This is a genomic window from Sphingopyxis sp. J-6 (assembly GCF_046603995.1).
Taxonomy (GTDB): Bacteria; Pseudomonadota; Alphaproteobacteria; order Sphingomonadales; family Sphingomonadaceae; genus Sphingopyxis.
On the sequence record NZ_CP145810.1, the window covers coordinates 2,697,446 to 2,715,302 of the forward strand.

25 protein-coding genes are annotated in these 17,857 nt (G+C 65.0%); 17 read left to right on the top strand and 8 right to left on the bottom strand.

Annotated features, from left to right (window positions below; all coding sequences use genetic code 11):
- Positions 1 to 3 precede the first annotated feature (3 nt).
- From V6U71_RS12995 to V6U71_RS13010, 4 genes are all read right to left on the bottom strand, one after another.
- On the bottom strand, positions 4 to 168 hold the full coding sequence (locus V6U71_RS12995) for a hypothetical protein (protein WP_167346271.1): 165 nt from the start codon (positions 166 to 168) through the stop codon (positions 4 to 6).
- 252 nt (positions 169 to 420) lie between these two features.
- Positions 421 to 840, bottom strand: coding sequence for a type II toxin-antitoxin system VapC family toxin (locus tag V6U71_RS13000; RefSeq protein WP_137893785.1), 420 nt, complete (start codon positions 838 to 840; stop codon positions 421 to 423).
- The gene (locus V6U71_RS13005) at positions 837 to 1,082 is read right to left on the bottom strand and encodes a FitA-like ribbon-helix-helix domain-containing protein (protein ID WP_411338861.1); all 246 of its coding nucleotides are present in this window, start codon (positions 1,080 to 1,082) and stop codon (positions 837 to 839) included. Before V6U71_RS13005 ends, V6U71_RS13000 begins: the two co-directional genes overlap by 4 nt.
- 100 nt (positions 1,083 to 1,182) lie before the next feature.
- A complete protein-coding gene (locus tag V6U71_RS13010; protein WP_054727820.1) occupies positions 1,183 to 1,509 on the bottom strand; it encodes a DUF736 domain-containing protein in 327 nt (108 codons plus the stop codon).
- Positions 1,510 to 1,973: 464 nt separating this feature from the next.
- Between V6U71_RS13010 and V6U71_RS13015 the strand changes: the two genes are divergently transcribed.
- From V6U71_RS13015 to V6U71_RS13040, 6 genes are all read left to right on the top strand, one after another.
- Positions 1,974 to 2,705: an ImuA family protein gene (locus tag V6U71_RS13015; RefSeq protein WP_411338862.1), complete on the top strand. Its 732-nt coding sequence runs from the start codon at positions 1,974 to 1,976 to the stop codon at positions 2,703 to 2,705.
- Complete coding sequence (locus V6U71_RS13020) at positions 2,626 to 4,173, top strand: DUF6504 family protein (protein WP_411338863.1); 1,548 nt, start codon at positions 2,626 to 2,628, stop codon at positions 4,171 to 4,173. Before V6U71_RS13015 ends, V6U71_RS13020 begins: the two co-directional genes overlap by 80 nt.
- A gap of 127 nt (positions 4,174 to 4,300) precedes the next feature.
- Entirely contained in the window at positions 4,301 to 7,621 is a 3,321-nt protein-coding gene (locus V6U71_RS13025) for an error-prone DNA polymerase (RefSeq protein ID WP_137893787.1), read from the top strand.
- Between the two features lie 113 nt (positions 7,622 to 7,734).
- Positions 7,735 to 8,178 (top strand): glycine zipper 2TM domain-containing protein, encoded by a 444-nt coding sequence (locus tag V6U71_RS13030; protein WP_411338864.1) that lies wholly within the window; start codon positions 7,735 to 7,737, stop codon positions 8,176 to 8,178.
- 265 nt (positions 8,179 to 8,443) lie between these two features.
- Complete coding sequence (locus tag V6U71_RS13035) at positions 8,444 to 9,568, top strand: diguanylate cyclase domain-containing protein (protein WP_411338865.1); 1,125 nt, start codon at positions 8,444 to 8,446, stop codon at positions 9,566 to 9,568.
- A 70-nt stretch (positions 9,569 to 9,638) separates the two neighbouring features.
- Positions 9,639 to 10,133, top strand: coding sequence for a hypothetical protein (locus tag V6U71_RS13040; protein WP_411338866.1), 495 nt, complete (start codon positions 9,639 to 9,641; stop codon positions 10,131 to 10,133).
- 29 nt (positions 10,134 to 10,162) lie between these two features.
- Here the strand turns inward: V6U71_RS13040 and V6U71_RS13045 are convergent, their stop codons facing one another.
- Together V6U71_RS13045 and V6U71_RS13050 are read right to left on the bottom strand one after the other, a co-directional pair.
- Positions 10,163 to 10,291 carry a hypothetical protein gene (locus tag V6U71_RS13045; RefSeq protein WP_411338867.1) on the bottom strand — a complete coding sequence of 43 codons (129 nt, stop codon included), beginning with the start codon at positions 10,289 to 10,291 and terminating at the stop codon, positions 10,163 to 10,165.
- 312 nt (positions 10,292 to 10,603) lie between these two features.
- The gene (locus tag V6U71_RS13050; RefSeq protein ID WP_077029184.1) at positions 10,604 to 10,774 is read right to left on the bottom strand and encodes a DUF1328 domain-containing protein; all 171 of its coding nucleotides are present in this window, start codon (positions 10,772 to 10,774) and stop codon (positions 10,604 to 10,606) included.
- A 370-nt stretch (positions 10,775 to 11,144) separates the two neighbouring features.
- Here V6U71_RS13050 and V6U71_RS13055 point away from each other — a divergent pair, with 370 nt between their 5' ends.
- From V6U71_RS13055 to V6U71_RS13095, 9 genes are all read left to right on the top strand, one after another.
- Complete coding sequence (locus V6U71_RS13055; RefSeq protein WP_137893791.1) at positions 11,145 to 11,327, top strand: DUF3606 domain-containing protein; 183 nt, start codon at positions 11,145 to 11,147, stop codon at positions 11,325 to 11,327.
- On the top strand, positions 11,324 to 11,590 hold the full coding sequence (locus V6U71_RS13060; RefSeq protein WP_411338868.1) for a hypothetical protein: 267 nt from the start codon (positions 11,324 to 11,326) through the stop codon (positions 11,588 to 11,590). Before V6U71_RS13055 ends, V6U71_RS13060 begins: the two co-directional genes overlap by 4 nt.
- 43 nt (positions 11,591 to 11,633) lie before the next feature.
- Positions 11,634 to 12,254, top strand: a complete 621-nt coding sequence (locus tag V6U71_RS13065; protein ID WP_411338869.1) for a retropepsin-like aspartic protease family protein — start codon at positions 11,634 to 11,636, stop codon at positions 12,252 to 12,254.
- Between the two features lie 75 nt (positions 12,255 to 12,329).
- Positions 12,330 to 12,773 (top strand): hypothetical protein, encoded by a 444-nt coding sequence (locus V6U71_RS13070; protein ID WP_411338870.1) that lies wholly within the window; start codon positions 12,330 to 12,332, stop codon positions 12,771 to 12,773.
- Positions 12,774 to 12,783: 10 nt separating this feature from the next.
- Positions 12,784 to 13,443 carry an SOS response-associated peptidase family protein gene (locus V6U71_RS13075; protein WP_411338871.1) on the top strand — a complete coding sequence of 220 codons (660 nt, stop codon included), beginning with the start codon at positions 12,784 to 12,786 and terminating at the stop codon, positions 13,441 to 13,443.
- Between the two features lie 60 nt (positions 13,444 to 13,503).
- Entirely contained in the window at positions 13,504 to 14,178 is a 675-nt protein-coding gene (locus tag V6U71_RS13080) for an SOS response-associated peptidase (RefSeq protein WP_293644168.1), read from the top strand.
- The gene (locus tag V6U71_RS13085) at positions 14,178 to 14,357 is read left to right on the top strand and encodes a DUF6961 family protein (protein ID WP_293644166.1); all 180 of its coding nucleotides are present in this window, start codon (positions 14,178 to 14,180) and stop codon (positions 14,355 to 14,357) included. Before V6U71_RS13080 ends, V6U71_RS13085 begins: the two co-directional genes overlap by 1 nt.
- On the top strand, positions 14,354 to 14,944 hold the full coding sequence (locus tag V6U71_RS13090) for an alpha-ketoglutarate-dependent dioxygenase AlkB (protein WP_411338872.1): 591 nt from the start codon (positions 14,354 to 14,356) through the stop codon (positions 14,942 to 14,944). The genes V6U71_RS13085 and V6U71_RS13090 overlap by 4 nt, the downstream gene beginning before the upstream one ends.
- Before the next feature lie 80 nt (positions 14,945 to 15,024).
- The gene (locus V6U71_RS13095) at positions 15,025 to 15,300 is read left to right on the top strand and encodes an HU family DNA-binding protein (RefSeq protein WP_056350296.1); all 276 of its coding nucleotides are present in this window, start codon (positions 15,025 to 15,027) and stop codon (positions 15,298 to 15,300) included.
- Between the two features lie 9 nt (positions 15,301 to 15,309).
- On the opposite strand, the gene V6U71_RS13100 is transcribed toward V6U71_RS13095, so the two are convergent.
- Entirely contained in the window at positions 15,310 to 15,732 is a 423-nt protein-coding gene (locus V6U71_RS13100) for a VOC family protein (RefSeq protein WP_137893798.1), read from the bottom strand.
- A gap of 342 nt (positions 15,733 to 16,074) precedes the next feature.
- On the opposite strand from V6U71_RS13100, the gene V6U71_RS13105 reads away from it, so the two are divergent.
- Positions 16,075 to 16,989: an endonuclease gene (locus V6U71_RS13105; protein ID WP_411338873.1), complete on the top strand. Its 915-nt coding sequence runs from the start codon at positions 16,075 to 16,077 to the stop codon at positions 16,987 to 16,989.
- A complete protein-coding gene (locus V6U71_RS13110; RefSeq protein ID WP_411338874.1) occupies positions 16,986 to 17,162 on the top strand; it encodes a hypothetical protein in 177 nt (58 codons plus the stop codon). Before V6U71_RS13105 ends, V6U71_RS13110 begins: the two co-directional genes overlap by 4 nt.
- 284 nt (positions 17,163 to 17,446) lie before the next feature.
- Here V6U71_RS13110 and V6U71_RS13115 read toward each other — a convergent pair whose 3' ends face one another.
- Positions 17,447 to 17,830 carry a nuclear transport factor 2 family protein gene (locus V6U71_RS13115; RefSeq protein WP_411338875.1) on the bottom strand — a complete coding sequence of 128 codons (384 nt, stop codon included), beginning with the start codon at positions 17,828 to 17,830 and terminating at the stop codon, positions 17,447 to 17,449.
- Positions 17,831 to 17,857 lie beyond the last annotated feature (27 nt).

The following is a 17,857-nucleotide window of genomic DNA, read 5'->3' on the forward strand; positions in this document are numbered from 1 at the left end:
ATATCAGCGGTTGAACGGGTCATATTCGCAGACGATGCAAGCGGGGTCGCCGTCGAACTCGTCGAGCGGCATGACCGAATATCCAGCCGATGTTTCAACGAGGACGATGATCGTCATCATCGTGCGGGCGAGATTCCAGCCAAGCGATTGGGCGGTTGAAAGCGGCATATCGAGGCTCCTGTCGGGGAGCGGGACCATCCCGCTCGACAGTCGCCCCGCCGGACGGGGACAGGCCGCAATCACCGCAGCGAAGCGAAGGCCCAAGCGCAGCGCCGGGACCCCTTGCGGGTTGATTGAAGGAGGCCGGTCCTCGGCCCAGGGATCAGCGGCTATTCGAGAGCGGGTGGGGCCGCTTCCGGGCCGGAGACATGGCGCTGACCGAGCGTCGGTTTGCAGGATTACGCGTCGATGACGGAAATCTCATCTGCTCCAGGGATCGACGATCTCGATACCGCAATGTTCGAAATCCCGGCTGTTTCGCGTCGCCAGAATAGCTCCCCGCGAACGGGCGATCGCGGCGATCTGGGCGTCAAACTGGCTTATCGGGCGCCCCATGCCACGGCGTGCCGCTGCGATTTCGGCAAATGCCGTCGCTGCGTCGCCGTCGAATGCCAGGAGGCGACCGGAAAAATCCTCGGAGAACATCAAGAGTGCGGCGGCTGCCAGTTCGTCGCGCCGCCGACCTTTGTCAAGAATTGCGATACCGTAGAGAATTTCCGCCTGGGTGACCGTCGTCACGAAGAGCGACGAAGCAGCTTGCCGCCCGATCCAGTCGAGAACCCGCGGCTCAGGCGCGGCCCGTAAGACTTCGGATAATATATTGGTGTCGAGGAGGATCATGAGAGATCGATGGGCTCGCGCGTGTCCTCGCGTGGCGCAATGTCGAGTTCGATGCCGCCGAGCGGCGCGAAGCGCGCGCGAATGGCCGCCGCGAGATTGCCCATCGGCGCATCGTCGGTAAAAAGCGCCGAGCGGAGGATGTCGCGCACCTCTTCTTCCATCGAACGGCCATGCGCTGCCGCCTGCAGCCGCAGCCGGCGCTTCAGCGCGTCGTCGATGCCCCTGATCGTCATGCTGCCCATGTCGCGTCTCCTTGAGCGTAGATATTAGTCATTGACTGCAAAACAATCAATGACTGCAAAGGAAAGTGCGGCCCCGCTCGAAGGCGGAGCCGCAATGCTGTCAGTTGCCGGGGGCGTTCCAGATCAGCACCTTCTTCGAGGGATCGTCGCCCGGCGCGTTCGCGACATTGCAGAAGATCTCGCCGAGTTCGGGGGCCGACAGCGACACCGAGATATATTCGGCGCCGGTCGAGCGCGCGGTTTTCGTCCAGCCGCCGCCGAGTTCGAAGCCGTTCCGGCGGCTGACCACGCGGAAGTCGGGCTCGCTTTCCTTCATCTTGCGGCCGTTCGGAACGATCGCGATCGGCACGGTGACCATCAAGGTCGCGAGCGTGCCCTCGTAGCTTCCGTCGTCCTTGAGGGTCAGATTTCCAATGGTGGTACCCATGTTCAGTCTCCTTTGATGCTCGGGGACCATCCCCGATGGCGCCAGAAGGAGGGGCCGTGAGCCGCCGTCACCGAGCGCATGCGAGGGCGAACCCCCGCAGGGGGTTGACGGCATTAGGCGAGCCGAGCCCCGCAATCAGGCAGCCAATGCGGGAAAGGTCCCATGCAACGGGAGACAATGGGCCTCAGCGGAATCATGACTCCGGACGCGAAAGCCAGGCTCGCGGCCGTCGCGATTGCCCCGCTCCGCGCTCCGTTGCCGCATCCCGGCGCAAGGGCCCGAACCTTCAGTATGCCCCGCCGCCGGCTCGTACCTCCCTCCGGCCGGCGGCGCCCCCGGCACCCTCGCTTTCCGGTCTTTCATCCACAGCGATGACACCGCTTCGCCGCAGCGCGCCTTGACGAACAGCGGGCGATGAGAACAAAGAAGGAACATAAGACCAGCTTACCGAGTTATCCGCACCTATGCGCCAGTCCGTCGTTCTTGAAGATATTCGCGCCAAAATTTCGCAAATCGAAGGCGTTGGCGCGCGTCATGACGTCATCCCGTTCGGGATCGATGATCTCGACTCGCGAATCCCGGCGCGCGGAATCGCGACGGGCGCGCTCCACGAGCTCGCCGGCAGCCCCGAACTGGCCGACGATGCGAGCGCCACGATCTTCCTCGCCGGCATCCTCGCGCGGAGCGACGGCCCGGTTTTCTGGTGCCTGCGCTGGCGCGATCTCTTCGCCCCCGCGCTTCATCTAGCCGGACTGCATCCCGACCGGCTCATTCATGTCGAAGCGGGCAGCGACACCAACGTCCTCCTCGCGATGGAGGAGTGCCTCCGCCATCCGGGGCTCGCCGGGGTCGTCGGCGAGGTCAAGGAGTACAGCACCACCGCGTCGAAGCGGCTGCAGCTCGCCGCCGAAGCCTCGGGCGTCCCCGCCTTCATCTTCCGCCGGGCCTGCAAGGCCGGCGAGCCTGCCGAAGGCAGCGCCGCTTTGACCCGCTGGCGCATCACCGCGAGTCCGACCGAGGATCTCGGCATCCCCGCGATCGGACGCGCGCGCTGGCGCGTCGCGCTCGAGCGCGCGCGCGGGGGCAATCCCTACAACTGGATCGTGGAGGGCTGCGATGCGACGGGTCGTATCGCTCTTCCTGCCGCACTGGTCGACCGACCGGCTGCGCAGGAAGATGCGCAAGCCGCAGCCTGACGGCAGCGCCCCGCCCCGCCCGCTCGTTACCGCGATTCCCGACCATGGCCGGCGTATCGTCGCGGCGACGTGCCGCGAGGCGCAAATGCTTGGCATCCAGACAGGCATGACGATCACGAAAGCGCGGGCTTTCGCGCCCGAGCTGGATGTCGTCGACGCCGAGCCCGAGGCTGATCTCGACGGGTTGCGTCGCCTCGCCCTCTGGGCAGGTGCACGCTATTCGCCGGTTGTCGCGCCTGATCCGCCCGACGGGCTCTGGCTCGACATCACGGGCTGCGCGGCCATCTTCAGCAGCGAGCGAGCCTTGCTCAAGGATCTTCACCGCCGCGTCGCGGCCTTCGGTCTCAGCCTGCAAATTGCGGTCGCGGACACGGCCGGCTGCGCGCATGCGGCCGCCCGCCATGTCCCCGCCGGGCGGCCTGTCACGGTTGAACCCGGAGCGCACCGTAAGGCGATCGCGCTCCTACCCGTCTCAGCGCTCCGCCTGCCGTCCGCCGATGTCGAAGGCCTTCGCAAATTGGGCTTCGAGCGGATCGAGCAGCTGATCGGGAGCCCACGCGGTCCGCTCGCGAAACGGTTCGGGCGCGAACTGCATCGCCGGCTCGACCAGGCACTCGGCACGCTGCCGGAGCCGATCGAACCGCTCTTCCCCGAAGAGCTGCCGCAGGCGAGGCGCGGCTTCATAGAGCCGCTCGCGACGGCGGACGCCTTGGCGCAGGTGATCGGCGACCTTGCGCACGATATCGCGGGCCAGCTCAACCGCGCGGGAACGGGCGCGCGGCGCCTCGACTGCTATTTCCACCGCGTCGACGGGCAGACGCAGGCCATCCGTATCGGAACCGCCTCGCCCTCGCGCGATCCCCGGCATCTTGCGAAGCTGCTCGCCGCGCGGATCGAGAGCATCGATCCCGGTCTCGGGATCGAGGCGATGACCCTCGTCGCCGCGCTCGCCGAGCGGCAGCCAGGGAGCCAGGCCGACGCGCTCGAAAATATCGGACGGCGCGGACCCGATCTTCCCGCGCTGGTCGACACGCTCGCCAATCGCTTCGGGCAGCGCGCGCTCCAGCGCGCGGCGCCGCGACCGAGCGCGATGCCCGAGCGCTCGGTTGCTGCCCTCCCCGCGCTCGCGCCCGAGACAGGCGAGAGCTGGAGCGACTGGCCGCGGCCGTCGCGCATGCTAGCGCGGCCCGAACCAGTCGATGTCGTCGCCTTGCTCCCCGACGATGCGCCGCGCCTCTTCATCTGGCGCCGTAAACGCTACCGGGTCACCCAAGGCGATGGACCCGAGCGGCTCCAAGGCGAATGGTGGCGCGAGGGCGGGATCGAAGGCGAAACCCACCTCACCGTCCGCGACTATTATCAGGTCGAGACCGAGACGGGCGGCCGTTACTGGCTCTTTCGCCTCGGCGACGGGGTCAATCCCGCAACCGGTTCGATGCGCTGGTTTATTCACGGAGCATTCGCTTGAGAATGCGACCGGTATTGAACCGCATTCGCTTGAGAATGCGACCGGTAGCGAACCGCATTCGCTTGAGACTGCCACCGGTGTTTAACTGCATTTGCGTGATGCGGCCATCAAGCAGCGTTGCTTTCGCATGACCGATGACGGGGCGGCCTATATCGAGCTGCAGGTCACGACGCATTTCAGCTTCCTGCGCGGGGCCTCGTCGCCCGAGGAGCTCTTCACCGCCGCTGCCATGCTCGGACTGCCCGCGCTCGGCGTCGCCGACCGGCACAGCGTCGCCGGGATCGTGCGCGCGTGGGACGCCGAGAAGGTTACCGGCGTTCGCGCGTTGACCGGCACGCGCCTCAATCTTGCCGATGGCACGGCACTTCTCGTCTATCCAACCGACAAGATGGCCTATGGGCGGATGTGCCGGCTGCTCAGCGTCGGAAAGACGCGCGCCGGCAAGGGCGCCTGCCATCTCGACTGGCCCGATCTCGAGGACTGGAACGAGGGTCTGCTTGCGATCCTGCTTCCCGACCGCGCCGATGGCGCAGCCGAGGCGGCGATCGCCCGCGCCAGTCGCATCTTCGGCGATCGCCTCTATCTCGCACTCACGATCCGGCGCCGCCCCGGCGACGCGATCAGGCTGCGCGATCTCGCAGCCTTGGCCGCCAAAGCGAAAGTGCCGACGCTCGCAACGGGCGACGTCCTCTATCACATGCCCGACCGGCGCCTGCTGCAGGATGTCGTCACCTGCATCCGGGAGAAATGCACGATCGACGAGCTTGGTGATCGCCGCGAGCGCTTCGCCGACCGCCACATCAAGACGGCGGCCGAGATGGAGCGCCTGTTCCGCCGCTACCTCAAGGACAGCTCGCCGGTCGCCCGCACGGTCGATTTCGCGGCGCGCTGCACCTTCAGTCTCGAAGAACTGCGCTACCAATATCCCGACGAGATCCAGGTTCCTGGACGCACCCCGCAGGAGGAGCTTGAGCGGCTGACATGGGAGAAGGCTCCCGTCCGCTACCCCGAAGGCGTCAGCACCGAGGTCCGCACGCAGCTCGAGCATGAGCTGCGATTGATCGGAGAACTCGATTACGCCCCCTATTTCCTGACGGTTCACTCGATCGTCGCCGAAGCCCGCCGCCGCGAGATCCTCTGCCAGGGCCGCGGCAGCGCGGCGAACAGCGCGGTCTGTTACGTCCTTGGTATCACTTCGATCGATCCGGTGCGGTCCGAACTCCTGTTCGAACGTTTCGTCAGCGCCGAGCGCCGGGAGCCGCCCGATATCGATGTCGACTTCGAGCATGAGCGGCGCGAGGAAATCATCCAGTGGATCTACGAGACCTATGGCCGGACCCGCAGCGCGCTGACCGCAGTCGTCACGCGTTATCGTTCGCGCGGCGCCGTCCGCGAAGTCGGCAAGGCGCTCGGGCTTAGCGAAGACATCACCGCGGGGCTCGCCGGCGCGGTCTGGGGTTACAGCCGCGAGGGCGTCGAGGAAAAGCATGCCGAAGCGCTGAACCTCGACCTCGGGGACAAGCGCCTCGCGCTGACGCTCGAGCTCGCGCGCACGCTCATCAACACGCCCCGCCACCTTTCGCAGCACCCCGGCGGCTTCGTGCTGACGCGCGACCGGCTAGACGAACTCGTGCCAATCGAGCCCGCCGCGATGGAAGACCGGCAGGTCATCGAATGGGACAAGGACGACATCGACGCCCTCGGTTTCATGAAGGTCGACATCCTTGCTTTGGGGATGCTGAGCTGCATGCGCCGTGCCTTCGAATTCCTGCACGATCACAAAGGACTGAAGCACGATCTTTCTACCATTCCCGCGGAAGATCCCGCGACCTATGCGATGATCCGCAAAGCCGACACGCTGGGCGTTTTCCAGATCGAGAGCCGCGCCCAGATGGCGTCGATCCCGCTCATGGCGCCGCGCACCTTCTACGATCTCGTCATTCAGGTCGCGATCGTCCGGCCGGGCCCGATCCAGGGCGACATGGTCCATCCCTATCGCCGCCGCCGAAACGGACAGGAGGAGGTGACTTACCCGACCCCCGAACTCAGGCGCGTGCTTGAGAAGACGCTGGGGGTCCCGCTCTTCCAGGAGCAGGCGATGCGCGTCGCGATCGAATGCGCCGGCTTCACCCCGAGCGAGGCCGATCTCCTCCGCCGCGCGATGGCGACCTTCAAACTCACCGGCGGGGTCAGCCATTTCCGCGACAAGCTGATCGATGGCATGGTCGGCCGCGGCTACGACCGCGAGTTTGCCGAAAAGACCTTCAAGCAGATCGAGGGTTTCGGCTCCTACGGCTTTCCCGAAAGCCACGCCGCGAGCTTCGCGCTCATCGCCTATGCCTCGTCGTGGATGAAATGCCATCATCCCGACGCATTCTGCGCCGCGCTGCTCAACGCCCAGCCGATGGGTTTTTACGCGCCCGCGCAGATCGTCCGCGATGCCCGCAATCATGGCGTCGAGATCAGGCCCATCGATGTCAATCACAGCCGCTGGGACTGCACACTCGAAGAAGCGGCCAACGGCAAATATCATGCGGTGCGCCTGGGTCTGCGCATGGTCCGCGGTCTCGCCAATGAGGATGGCGCCGCGGTCGCCACGGCCCGTGCCGGCGAGCCCTATAGCAGCGCCGAGGAAATCCAGCGCCGCGCCGGGGTCGGGCGCGGCGCGCTCGACCGGATCGGCGACGCGGACGGCTTCGCCTCGCTCGGAAGCTCGCGCCGGGAAGGGCTATGGGAAGTGAAGGGCCTCGGACCTGCCGCCCTTCCCCTCTTTCAGGCTGCCGACGAACGCGCCGGACGTCTCCAGCGCGAAGCGCTGGAACCCGAAACGCTGCTCGCGCCGATGGGCGAAGGCGCCGAGGTCGTCGAGGACTATAGAGCGTCCGGTCTGTCACTCAGGGCCCATCCCCTCGCCTTCCTGCGCGACGAGCTTCGCTCGCGAAAGATCATCACGTGCCGGGAGCTTCACGGCATCAAGGACGGCCGCTGGGTCAACCTCGCCGGGGTCGTTCTCGTCCGCCAGAAGCCGGGCTCGGCAAAGGGCGTCATGTTCATCACCCTCGAAGACGAGACCGAGGTCGCGAACCTCGTCGTGTGGACCAATGTCTTCGAGAAATATCGCCCCGTGGTCCTCGGCGCCGCGATGATGGGTGTGCGCGGTCAGGTTCAGCGCGAGGGCGAGGTCATCCATATCGTCGCGCAAAGGCTCGACGACCTCTCCCCGCTGCTCGCGAGCGTCGGGCAGCGCAAGGACATCGCCGATATCTACAAGGTAGGCCGCGCCGACGTCGTCAAGAGCCCCGTGGGTCCCGACCCGCGCGATCCGGAGACGAAGCCGCTCGGCCGCAATCCGCGCGACATCTATATTCCCGACCTCCGCCTCGGGTCCGGCATCATTCCCGGCCAACCCACCGAAGGCATCAAGATCAAGCCACGGGATTTTCGTTAGCTTTCAAATGGCAGGCAGCGGAACCCGACATGGTTTCAGGGGTCTAGATCATGAGGGGCCAGCGCATGCCCCGCCAAGGTCGGCCAGGCACGCAACCAAATGGAGTGATGCCGATGAACCGCCTGATGATCCTTCCCCTCGCAGCCGTAACCGCCATGGTCGGTGCGTGCGCCTCCACGGGCAGCAGCTACGCCTATGACGACGGCGGCTACGGCTATTATGATCGCGCCTATTACGACCAATATGGCCGCTATGACTATGACCGCCCCGATCCGCGCTACAGCGGCTATTATGCGGAGAATTATTATCGCAACGACCGGCGCTATCGCGAACGCCGCCTCAACGACAACGACCGCATCTATCGCGGCCGCGACAATAAATATTATTGCCGCCGAAACGACGGGTCGACCGGACTGATCGTCGGCGGGATCGCCGGCGGCGTGCTCGGCAACGTCATCGCCGACGGAAGGTCGGAAACGCTGGGCACCGTGATCGGTGCCATCGGCGGCGCAGCCGTCGGGCGCGAAATCGATCGCAGCAATGTGCGCTGCCGATAGTCGCAAAATAATCGACGGCCGTTGGAACGATCTCGCGGTCCGCGCGTATCTACTTTGCAAGCTCGGGTCTCAGGACCCGACTTCAGGAAAGCCCCGCAGCCTTGTGCAGCGGGGCTTTACCTTTTTGGACGTCGAATGCGCCCCACTTCCAACTTTGTTAACGCTCGGGGTCTAAGCTGAGCGTGCGGGATCTCAGGAGGTTCGGCCGTCCGCAGGCGGAACCGGTCCTCCCGGTGGGCGGTAATTCTCGGCAAGGAGCTGAGCGATGTCGACCCCGGTCAAATATTCACCCGACGCGATCGAAATCGAGCTGATCCGAAGTCTTTACGACGGCCTGCTGCCCTCGATCGTGATGTCGCTCGGCTTTCTCATCTGCGGGGCGCTGATCATCGAACAATCGGGCGATATGTTGATCGCCGGACCCTATGCGATTGGCGTCCTCGCCTCGGTCGCCCGGCTCCTTGTCGCCTCGCGCGACGCAACCGCCGCGGATAGTCCCGCAATCACACTCGATGAGGCCCGCCGGCTCGAGCGCCGCTACGCGGCGAGCTATATCGTCTTTGCAGTTATGCTCGGCTCCTTCGCAGCGCGGGCGCTTGCCCTCCCCGATCCAGCCATCGACAAGCTCGCGATCTGTCTCGTCATCGGCTATGCGGCGGGCGTCGCGGCGGGGACGAGCCTTCGCCCGCGCATCGCCATAGCCTCGCTCCTTCTCGCCGTCATGCCGCCGGTCGTCACCATGCTTGCTGCCGGAAAGCCGCTCCATATCGCGACCGCGCTGATGACCGCTGCGTTCCTCGCAGGCGGTATCTTCAGCTTGCGAAAAAGACATGCCCGCGCCCTCGACGACATTGGCCGGCGGCTCACCTTCGCCTCGCTCGCGCGAAGCGACGAGCTCACGGACTTGCCCAACCGGCTGGCGCTGCGCGAATGGTTCGACCGCCATGTACGCGCCGCTAAGCTCCGCCCGATCGCACTACACTGCCTCGACCTCAACGGCTTCAAACCTGTGAACGACAGCTTCGGCCATCCCGTCGGCGACGCGTTGCTCGCCGCGGTCGCGAGAAGAATTTCGGGAACCTTGCGCGAAGGCGACATTGCCGCGCGGCTGGGAGGCGACGAGTTCGTGATCATCCAGCTTCAGATCGGCAATCCTGACGAGGCCTATATGCTCGCGGAACGCGTCGCAGCCTCGATCGCGCGTCCCTTTGCCGTCGGAAGCCATGATGTCCGCGTTTCGACGTCGATCGGATATATCGTGTGCGACGACCTGTCGCGCGACCTCGAACAACTGATCAGCCTCGCCGACGAGGCGCTTTATACAGCCAAGCGAAGCGGCCGCAGCATCTGCAGATATCAGGATGCTGCCGCGGTGCAGGCCGCTGCGTAAAACCGGCGCGGGCCCAGCAACATCCGTTCACGTCGCGCGTTGCTGATGCGAGGGGGATCAAGGACGACTGATGCCCCGTATTCTTCTGCTGATGACCTCCGTTCTCGCGCTCGGCGCCGCGACCCTCTCGCTCCAGTCCTGCGGCAGCGAACCGGTCGAGGCCGCGCCGCCGGAGGCAGCGACGAGTGCGCTCATCACGCTGCCCGACGGCTCGACCATGGCGGCGGCATCAGGATCGCTGACGCGCGAGATGGCCGATTGGCTTGCATCGCGCGAGGGCCAGATCAGGACATTCACCTTTCATGGCTTCGAAGAAGACAGGCCCAAATTGACGAGCATCGGTCTCGGCCGAGCCGCGGACCTCGCCACCGTCCTTCGCGCGGCTCCGGCCGCGACGATCGAAATCGCCGGCGACGAAGCCCAGATCAGCCTCCTCGCCGATTTGCTCGAGGATCGCGGCATCGCATCCGAACGGATGAAGATCGTCCCGGCGGCCGGGATCGGAACGGCTATGCTGACGCTCCATCGCGGCTCCATGTCTCCGCTGATGACGGCGAAATCCTGACTCTTTGTCAGGCAAAAAAAAGGCCGGCTTTAGTTGGTCACATCCTCGAACCACTGCGCATAGGGCGTGTTGACTGCCATGCGCCGATTATAGTCCGGGGCTCCATCGTCCCACCACACCGGTCCGCGCTCACCAAGCCCCCCCTTGGACCGATCCACCGCAGAGCGAGCCCGTCGAAGCGCGACGCCGTCTCTTGCTGCGAGCGCCGCTCGCACGTCTCGCCGGGCAGTCATCAGTTCGGATACAAGTCGCTCGCGCTGGCCAGGCTCCAACGCCGGGTTCGACATACGCCAAAGCCGGCCGCGAACGACGAAATAGCGGCCATCGGGAGTGACTTGGAGTCTGCCGGGCGGCTGCTCACACACGGCCGCTATAGGGAGGGGATATAGTCGTGTGCCGGCGACCGAGGGGTTTGTGATCGCCGGCACCCGTGAGGATGGCAAAGTCGGAACTTCGGCCATCCCGGAAACTCAGGGCAATGTGCGGCGTCCGCGCCCGAAGACGAAGGCGACGATGAAGAGGACGACGCCGATCACGAGCAAGATCTTGGCGAAGTCGGCCGAAAGGCCGGCAATGCCGCCGAAGCCGAGAAGCGCCGCGACGAGCGCGACGACGGCAAAGATGATAGCCCATCTGAACATGATAATTCTCCCGTCTGGACGCAGTCCGCCACTCGCCCGACCGCACTTGCGGGGGACGTTGAAAGCTACGCCAATTCATCCGTGGTGGATGTCCGGGTAACGCTGGCTCGCTTCGAAAGTTCCGCGCCGCCCCGGTCTCAGCACCCCCGGAATAACCTGTGTTAATCCGAAAATTTTCTCGGGAACGCTTGCCGTCGTCGGCGCGTCATTCGGGGTTGAGAGCGCCACTCCGCTCAACCGGCGAAAGAGGTATCGAAAGCAAGGTGCCGACAGAATCGCGGCACAGACAGGCGCAGATTGCTGCGCCTTCTGGGCCGGGCCGCAGCTCCCGCGCGGCCCGGCTTCGCGAGCGCAAACACAGGAGACCATGATGGCGGATGACAAGAGACTGACGGGCGCCTCCGATCGCGATCGGATCAGCCTTTCCGAAGATTATGAGATCCGCGATTGGACCGAGAGCCTCGGCGTGGGCGAAGAAGAACTTCGCGAGGCTGTCGATGCTGTCGGAAACAGCGCGGACGCCGTGCGCGCCTATCTGAACCACGGCCGATGACTTGGGACACTGCAGCAACGGCTCCGGTCGAGCGGATAGCCAGGGTCCTTGCCGGACATGAGCTCAGCCGGAACGGCGAAGGCGAACTGCGGTCGGCGGCCGATGCCGTCGACATGCTCTGGCCGGAGTATACCGCCGCGGCGCTCGCTATCCTCAAGACGATGCGGGAGCCGAGCGGGCGCATGCTGGCAGTCGGGGATGCCGGGGTGTGGGAAAGAATGATCACCGCGGCGATCGAGGACGAGACGATCTCCGAGAGCTGATCGTTCAGCCACGCGACACGAGGCCGGTGGTAAAGCCGCCGATATGCCTCTCACCACCGATCTCCCTTGGGAGCAACTCGCGATCTATGCGGCTGGCGCCGCGCTCGTCTTGATCCTGCTGTTCAAGATCCCCTATGTCGGCCGCGTGCTGCGCGGCCTCTTCTCCTTCGCGCTTCTCGCCTTCGCGATCTTCCTCATTCTTCAGCACGCCCTCTTCGATCCGAACCTCGGCCGCCTCACCGCGGCGATTGGTCTCGATCGACAGCAGGTCGTCGGCAGCGAGGTGCGCATTCCCATGGCGCGCGACGGACATTTCTGGGTCGATGCCGAAATCAATGGCATCAAGCGAAAGATGCTCGTCGACAGCGGCGCCACCGTGACCGCGCTATCGCAGGAGACCGCCCGCGCAGCCGGGGGCGAGGCCGATGCAACGCTGCTACCGCTCCTGATGCAGACCGCGAACGGGACGGTGCGGGCCGAGGCCGGAACGGTCGATGCGCTCGCGGTCGGCGCCATCGAAGCACAGCGGCTGAAGGTCGTGATCTCACCCGCGCTCGGCAATACGGATGTGCTCGGCATGAATTTCCTGTCGCAGCTCGCCGCCTGGCGCGTCGAGGGCCGCACGCTCTTCCTTGTTCCTCAACCCGCCGACGTCGACCCCTGATAGACACGGCACGGATTCGCCTTTGTTCCATTTTTGTTCTATGTTCCGTGACCGACTCGCAACGAAAGACCGGCCATGGGTGACGTAATCCCGTTCGACAGATCCGAAGGTGACGACCGCATCGGCGGCCATGCTGCCGCCAATGATTTTTTCGCACCCGGCGGTTTTCTCGCCGCGATCAATGCGGTCCATATCACCGGCGCGCATCTCGCGCGCGCGATCGAGACGATCCGGCATCTTGTGGTGAAGAGCCCGAGCGACATTGCGGAGCATGGCCGTCTGCTCGAGCGTTTCGCGCGTGAGCACGGGCTCGGCGATCATGGCGGCGCCGCGCTCCACGCGCGCGCGATTGCCCTCGATCGCTGGGCGCACGAATTCGACCCGTTCGGCGAGAGCGATATCAGCGGCTTCTACGCCGCGGGCGGCAGCGCTCCGCTCGTCGAGACCGAGATCGGTCTCGGTTTCGAGCCGGCGAGCTTTGCGGAACAAGTCCAAAAATGGACGAAGATCTTCGCCTGAAGCCCGAGAGATGAGCCGCCTCTACACCCTTGCCGCCACGGCTTCGGACGTCGCCGATCATTTCGGCGCCGGCGGCTTTACCGATATCGCCGTTCCCTCGGAGACGATCGAGGCCCTCCCCGGCCTCGTCGTCCACGAAACGAACGGCCGGCGACACCTTCGCCAGATGCTCTGGGGCTTCCCGCGCCTCACCTGCGAGATGCGGCTGCGCGGCGATCCGCCGGGCCGCATCGGCCTCGTCGCCGATCTCACCAACCCGATGTGGGAAGGTCTCGTCGTCGAGCCCCGCTATCGCTGCCTCATTCCGCTGACGCACTTCGCGAACCCCAACGGCTCGCCGGGCGAGAAGACACGCAGTTGGTTCTCTGCCGAAGGCCAGCCGATCATGGCCTGGGCGGGCTTCGCCAAGAACACCCCCGAATTGGGTCCCGTTTACGCCGGCATGACGATGGACGCGAACGAGCTCGTGCATCCCACCAACGATCGCATGCCCGTCCTCCTCATGCCCCATGAATATGAGCGCTGGCTCCACGGCTCGATCAAGGATGTCATCGGCTTCCAGTTTCGTCCGCCACCGCCCGCAGAAAATTTTGTCGCCGAGCATACCGACGATCTCTGGCGCAGCGGCAAATTGCCGCCGAGCGCGCGGCCCCAGCAAGCGCTGCTCTAGCAGAGCGCCGTTTCCCCCCATGCCCTTCCTTCCCGGCTCGATGCTGATAGACTGACGTCCATGTGCAATCTCTACACCGAGCGCAAAAGCGCGGCCGAGGTTGCGGCGCATTTCGGCGTCGACCTCCCCGTACCGGCGTTCAACAGCGCCGAGGATGTGTATCCCGGCTATTCGGGCATGGTCGTCCGCGAAGAGCAGGGAAAGCGCGTCCTGCGCTCGATGACCTGGGGTTTTCCGCGCCACTCCAAAAGCAAGAAGACGGGCCTGCCCAACAAGCCGAGCCCGACGAACAACGCACGCGACGATCAGCTCTTCAATCCTTATGGTATGTGGAGCCAATGGTTTGCCCAGCCGGCGCATCGCTGCCTGATCCCGTTCACCGCCTTTGCCGAAGCCGTCGGCGAAAAAGGCGCAATGACGAAGACCTGGATCAGCGTCACCGATCAGCCGCTTGCGGCCTGGGCGGGACTATGGCGCCCCACCGACGAATGGGGCGACGCCTATACCGGCGTGATGGTGGACGCGACCGAGGAACTGCTCGATATCCACGACCGCATGCCGGTGATCCTCCGTCCCGAAGATCATGAGACCTGGCTGCATGCGCCCGCCGACGAAGCATTCGGGCTCGTGCGCAAATATCCCGGCGACCGCCTCGTTGCCGAGCATAGCAACGACCCCTGGAGCAACCGCGGCAGGACGTCGCCCCCGCTCCCCGATATGCCGACCCTGCTCTGATGCTCACCGAAGACCGCCATCTCTGGGCCTGCGCCCTCGCCGTCGAGAAGCAGCATGGAGCGGGCGCACCGCGCTTCGTCGCAGCGCGCATCGGTGCGCTCGCGCTCGCGGGGGATAAAGCGGGCGTCGAGCGCTGGAAAGCGATCGCGGCGAAACTGAACGCACTCGCAAGGACATGAAGCACGGCCCTGTCAGCAAAAGTGCCGCGGCGCAGGCCGATCTGTTTGGCCGTGCACTGCTTCCCGGTGTCGAAGCGGCCGAAGCCTTCGTCACGGAAGCCGAGGAAGCCGCGCTCATAGCCCATATCGAACATGCTGGGCTCGAGGCCTTCAAGTTCCAACAATGGGAGGGCAAACGCCTCACGCGCTCATTCGGATGGAGCTATGATTTCCAGACGGGGGTTTTCGCACGCGCCGCGCCGATCCCCGACTGGCTCGCGCCGATCGCCGCTCGCGCCGAGCGTTTTTCAGAACTTCCGCCGGGCGCCCTCGCGCAGGCGCTGCTGATTTCATACGGCCCCGGGGCCGGCATCGGCTGGCATAAGGACCGGCCCGTCTTCGAGCATGTCGTCGGCATTTCGCTGGGAGCAGAGGCGGCGATGCGCTTCCGGCGCCGCCGAGGAGACAAGTTCGACCGCTTTGCACTGCCGCTCGCGCCCCGCTCGATCTATCGTTTCACCGGCGAAGCGCGGCACGCGTGGGAACATAGCATCGCGCCGATCGAGACGGCGCGCTGGTCGATCACCTTCCGCAGCCTCGCGAGTTGATCGCGATAGCGAAGGCAAATATTCGCTCCTATAGAGACCGCCCGGTCGGCGAGGGGCCGACCGCATAAGGGAGATATTGAATGAACCATGCCGACCTTTCGGACGCAGTTGCTAGCGCGCTCGGAACCAGCAAGGCCGACGGCAAGAAGGCTGTCGACGCCGTGTTCGCCGCGATCGCCGACGCCGCCGCCAAGGGCGAGGAAGTATCGGTAAACGGCTTCGGCAAGTTCAAGGTCAAGGAAAGCGCAGCCCGCGAGGGCCGCAACCCTTCGACCGGTGAGACCATCCAGATCGCAGCCTCGAAAAAGCTCGGCTTCGGCGCGGCAAAGGCCGTCAAGGATCGCCTCAACGGCTAAGACCCGACGTCAGGCGCCGAAGGTCACATGGCCTTCGGCGTCGATCGGCCAAGCCGGATTCCACGCGATTTCCCAGGCATGATCGTCGGGATCCGCGACATAGCCCCGATAGCCGCCATGCGGCGGCGCGTCGCCTGGCCGCAGCACCCGGCCGCCTGCAGCCTCCAGCGCCGCGATCACTGCATCGACCTCTTCCGCCGACCCGACATTATGGGCGAGCGCGAAGGCCCCCGGCCCGCCGAACGAGGTCCGCGTCATGTCCTCGGCGAGCTTTGCCTCAAGCCATGTGCCGAGGATCAGACCGTTCATCTGATAGAAGGCGATTTCCTCGTTCGCGAACACCGGCGTCCAGCCGAAGCCTTCGCTATAGAAGCGGCGGGACCGGACGAGATCCGCGATCCCGAGCGTCACGACTGCAATCTGCTGCTGCATGCATCGGTCTCCGATATAGGCTCTTTAACAACGGCAAGGGAGCCAGCCTTGTTCCCGCGATCACGAAGTCCCTATGAATCGCCGAAGCCAGACATCAGCTCGCGCCGAACAATGGATCACGAACCTCCTTGTTGGAAAGTCGAGTACCGCACGGAAATTCGGGTAAACTTGATCGAAATCAATATCATATTACACGTCATTCGGAACAATTCCTCGTAGGTGCGCATTCTTGTAGTGCCTCGTCTCTCCCCCTGGTTCCCGGGAGACGAGGTTCTCTCCCCAGATAATATTGCTGCCAACGAAGAGGTTGAAAGCGCCCCGCGTCGCGGCCAGAAGCGCCCGATGAACCAGCGCCTCCTTTTTATAGCTGCTACTCTCCTTTCGCTCAGCGCTTGCGCGGGGGCCGAGCAAGCTTCGCAGCCCTTTTCGCCCTCTGTCCTGCAAGACCGGCCGCTCACCCTGGCGAGCTGGAACCTCGAATTCCTTGCCGAGCATAACGGCGACGGATGTCAGCCGCGAACCGACGCCGACTATGCCGCCATGCGGCAGATAGCCGATGGGCTCGACGCCGACGTGATCGCGTTTCAGGAAGCGGAGAGTGTCGCGGCGGCAGAGCGCGTGTTCGACCCCGCCCGCTATACCGTCGTCATGGAAGAGCGCGCCGGTAGGCCCAGCGGGACCTGCGGCGGCGAGCACAAGTCGCAGCGCGTGATCCGCCAGGCTGTCGGATTCGCGATCCGCAAGACCATTGCGTTCGACCGCCACCCCGATGTGACCAGCCTCATGCTCGGCAATCCTCAACTGCGCTCGGGCGTCGACATCACGCTCCGACCTGTGCGCGCGAGGCCGCTCCGTCTGCTTTCGATCCACTTGAAGTCGGGCTGCTTTGCCGGAGATACCGCCAAGGCCTGCCCGATCCTCGCAGAGCAGGTTCCTGCCCTCGAGGCGTGGATCGATGCTGCTGCCGAAGCGCCCGTGCGCTTCGCCGTGCTCGGCGACTGGAACCGCAGGCTTGGACTTAAAGGCGACCGCGTTTGGTCCGAGATCGACGACGGTACGCCGGCGAACGCAGACCTCCGGCTCGCCGATGCCGGCAAGCGGCCGAAGTGCGATCCGCGGTACGACAGCTTCATCGATCATATCGTGCTCGACCGGCGCGCCGGCGCGGACATGCTAAGCTTTGCCGAGACGCTTTACGGGAAAGACGTCAAACATTATTCCGACCATTGTCCTGTATCGGTGGCGCTGGCGCGATGACGGGAAGAACCACCATCGACCAGGAACTTGTCGAAGCGCTTGAATTTCTGCTCGGCCGCGTTGACGACGGCGCCTTGTTCGATCGCGAAGCGCCGGACGGCGGATATCGCTCGCAAGGTCTCGAAAACGCGCTGAGGACGATCCGCCGCAAGCTTCGCGCCCGAGCGGATTGACGTTGGCCGCAATGCCGCTGGCCCGGAGGGCCGAAAACCGCACTCTTGCCGTAGCCGCAGCCGGGGCGGCGTGCGCGCGGGAGCGGCGGGCCGGACGGGGCGGAGCCGTGGCCGGAGCCGCGCGCAGCGCGGCTTGCCCGCCGTGACAGCGCGCGCCCGCACCGGCAAGAAGCGAGGCAAGTGTGCAGGCGCGGCCGGACATCCGTGCGACCCCTGGCCGAGCCTGCGAGGCCAGAGCGCGCTCGACAGATGCCGCGCTCAACCTCGGCCGAAGCAGTCTCCGATCACAGCTCTGACGATGGACAAGCGGTGCATTGAGCGAGAATGATCTGCCAGCGGTCACCCTGCTGCTTCCAGAGACGAAGATAGGAGAAAGTTCCGAAGAAGGCCGTGCCGCCATAGGATCCGGCGACATCGGTCGTCACGACGACGCTCGCCAGGTCACCATAGGGCCGAACGAGACGGTCGCCCCGAAAATCGAGCGAACTCAAGTCGAGCAGTCCCGAACGATGCGCCGCGATATCGTCGTCACGCGATCGCCTCACACCCTGTTGGTCGACGAAGATCATATCATCCGCAAGCAGCTGCTCCAGTGCTTTGACATCGCCGGCCAGCATCGCCGTACGAAGCGCTTCCTCGCATCCCGCTATCGCTTCGATCACCTGCATCCATTTCGCTCCCTCGGGCCGAACCGC

Excerpts from the sequence above, each read along its gene's own strand:
- V6U71_RS13070 (WP_411338870.1), top strand. The coding sequence starts at position 12,330 with ATGGGTGACGTAATCCCGTTCGACAGATCCGAAGGTGACGACCGCATC.
- V6U71_RS13020 (WP_411338863.1), top strand. The coding sequence starts at position 2,626 with ATGCGACGGGTCGTATCGCTCTTCCTGCCGCACTGGTCGACCGACCGG.
- V6U71_RS13105 (WP_411338873.1), top strand. The coding sequence starts at position 16,075 with ATGAACCAGCGCCTCCTTTTTATAGCTGCTACTCTCCTTTCGCTCAGC.
- V6U71_RS13100 (WP_137893798.1), bottom strand. The coding sequence starts at position 15,732 with ATGCAGCAGCAGATTGCAGTCGTGACGCTCGGGATCGCGGATCTCGTC.
- V6U71_RS13055 (WP_137893791.1), top strand. The coding sequence starts at position 11,145 with ATGGCGGATGACAAGAGACTGACGGGCGCCTCCGATCGCGATCGGATC.
- V6U71_RS13080 (WP_293644168.1), top strand. The coding sequence starts at position 13,504 with ATGTGCAATCTCTACACCGAGCGCAAAAGCGCGGCCGAGGTTGCGGCG.
- V6U71_RS13095 (WP_056350296.1), top strand. The coding sequence starts at position 15,025 with ATGAACCATGCCGACCTTTCGGACGCAGTTGCTAGCGCGCTCGGAACC.
- V6U71_RS13015 (WP_411338862.1), top strand. The coding sequence starts at position 1,974 with ATGCGCCAGTCCGTCGTTCTTGAAGATATTCGCGCCAAAATTTCGCAA.
- V6U71_RS13010 (WP_054727820.1), bottom strand. The coding sequence starts at position 1,509 with ATGGGTACCACCATTGGAAATCTGACCCTCAAGGACGACGGAAGCTAC.
- V6U71_RS13025 (WP_137893787.1), top strand. The coding sequence starts at position 4,301 with ATGACCGATGACGGGGCGGCCTATATCGAGCTGCAGGTCACGACGCAT.
- V6U71_RS13060 (WP_411338868.1), top strand. The coding sequence starts at position 11,324 with ATGACTTGGGACACTGCAGCAACGGCTCCGGTCGAGCGGATAGCCAGG.
- V6U71_RS13050 (WP_077029184.1), bottom strand. The coding sequence starts at position 10,774 with ATGTTCAGATGGGCTATCATCTTTGCCGTCGTCGCGCTCGTCGCGGCG.
- V6U71_RS13040 (WP_411338866.1), top strand. The coding sequence starts at position 9,639 with ATGCCCCGTATTCTTCTGCTGATGACCTCCGTTCTCGCGCTCGGCGCC.
- V6U71_RS13030 (WP_411338864.1), top strand. The coding sequence starts at position 7,735 with ATGAACCGCCTGATGATCCTTCCCCTCGCAGCCGTAACCGCCATGGTC.
- V6U71_RS13085 (WP_293644166.1), top strand. The coding sequence starts at position 14,178 with ATGCTCACCGAAGACCGCCATCTCTGGGCCTGCGCCCTCGCCGTCGAG.
- V6U71_RS13075 (WP_411338871.1), top strand. The coding sequence starts at position 12,784 with ATGAGCCGCCTCTACACCCTTGCCGCCACGGCTTCGGACGTCGCCGAT.
- V6U71_RS13115 (WP_411338875.1), bottom strand. The coding sequence starts at position 17,830 with ATGCAGGTGATCGAAGCGATAGCGGGATGCGAGGAAGCGCTTCGTACG.
- V6U71_RS12995 (WP_167346271.1), bottom strand. The coding sequence starts at position 168 with ATGCCGCTTTCAACCGCCCAATCGCTTGGCTGGAATCTCGCCCGCACG.
- V6U71_RS13005 (WP_411338861.1), bottom strand. The coding sequence starts at position 1,082 with ATGGGCAGCATGACGATCAGGGGCATCGACGACGCGCTGAAGCGCCGG.
- V6U71_RS13035 (WP_411338865.1), top strand. The coding sequence starts at position 8,444 with ATGTCGACCCCGGTCAAATATTCACCCGACGCGATCGAAATCGAGCTG.
- V6U71_RS13065 (WP_411338869.1), top strand. The coding sequence starts at position 11,634 with ATGCCTCTCACCACCGATCTCCCTTGGGAGCAACTCGCGATCTATGCG.
- V6U71_RS13000 (WP_137893785.1), bottom strand. The coding sequence starts at position 840 with ATGATCCTCCTCGACACCAATATATTATCCGAAGTCTTACGGGCCGCG.
- V6U71_RS13090 (WP_411338872.1), top strand. The coding sequence starts at position 14,354 with ATGAAGCACGGCCCTGTCAGCAAAAGTGCCGCGGCGCAGGCCGATCTG.
- V6U71_RS13110 (WP_411338874.1), top strand. The coding sequence starts at position 16,986 with ATGACGGGAAGAACCACCATCGACCAGGAACTTGTCGAAGCGCTTGAA.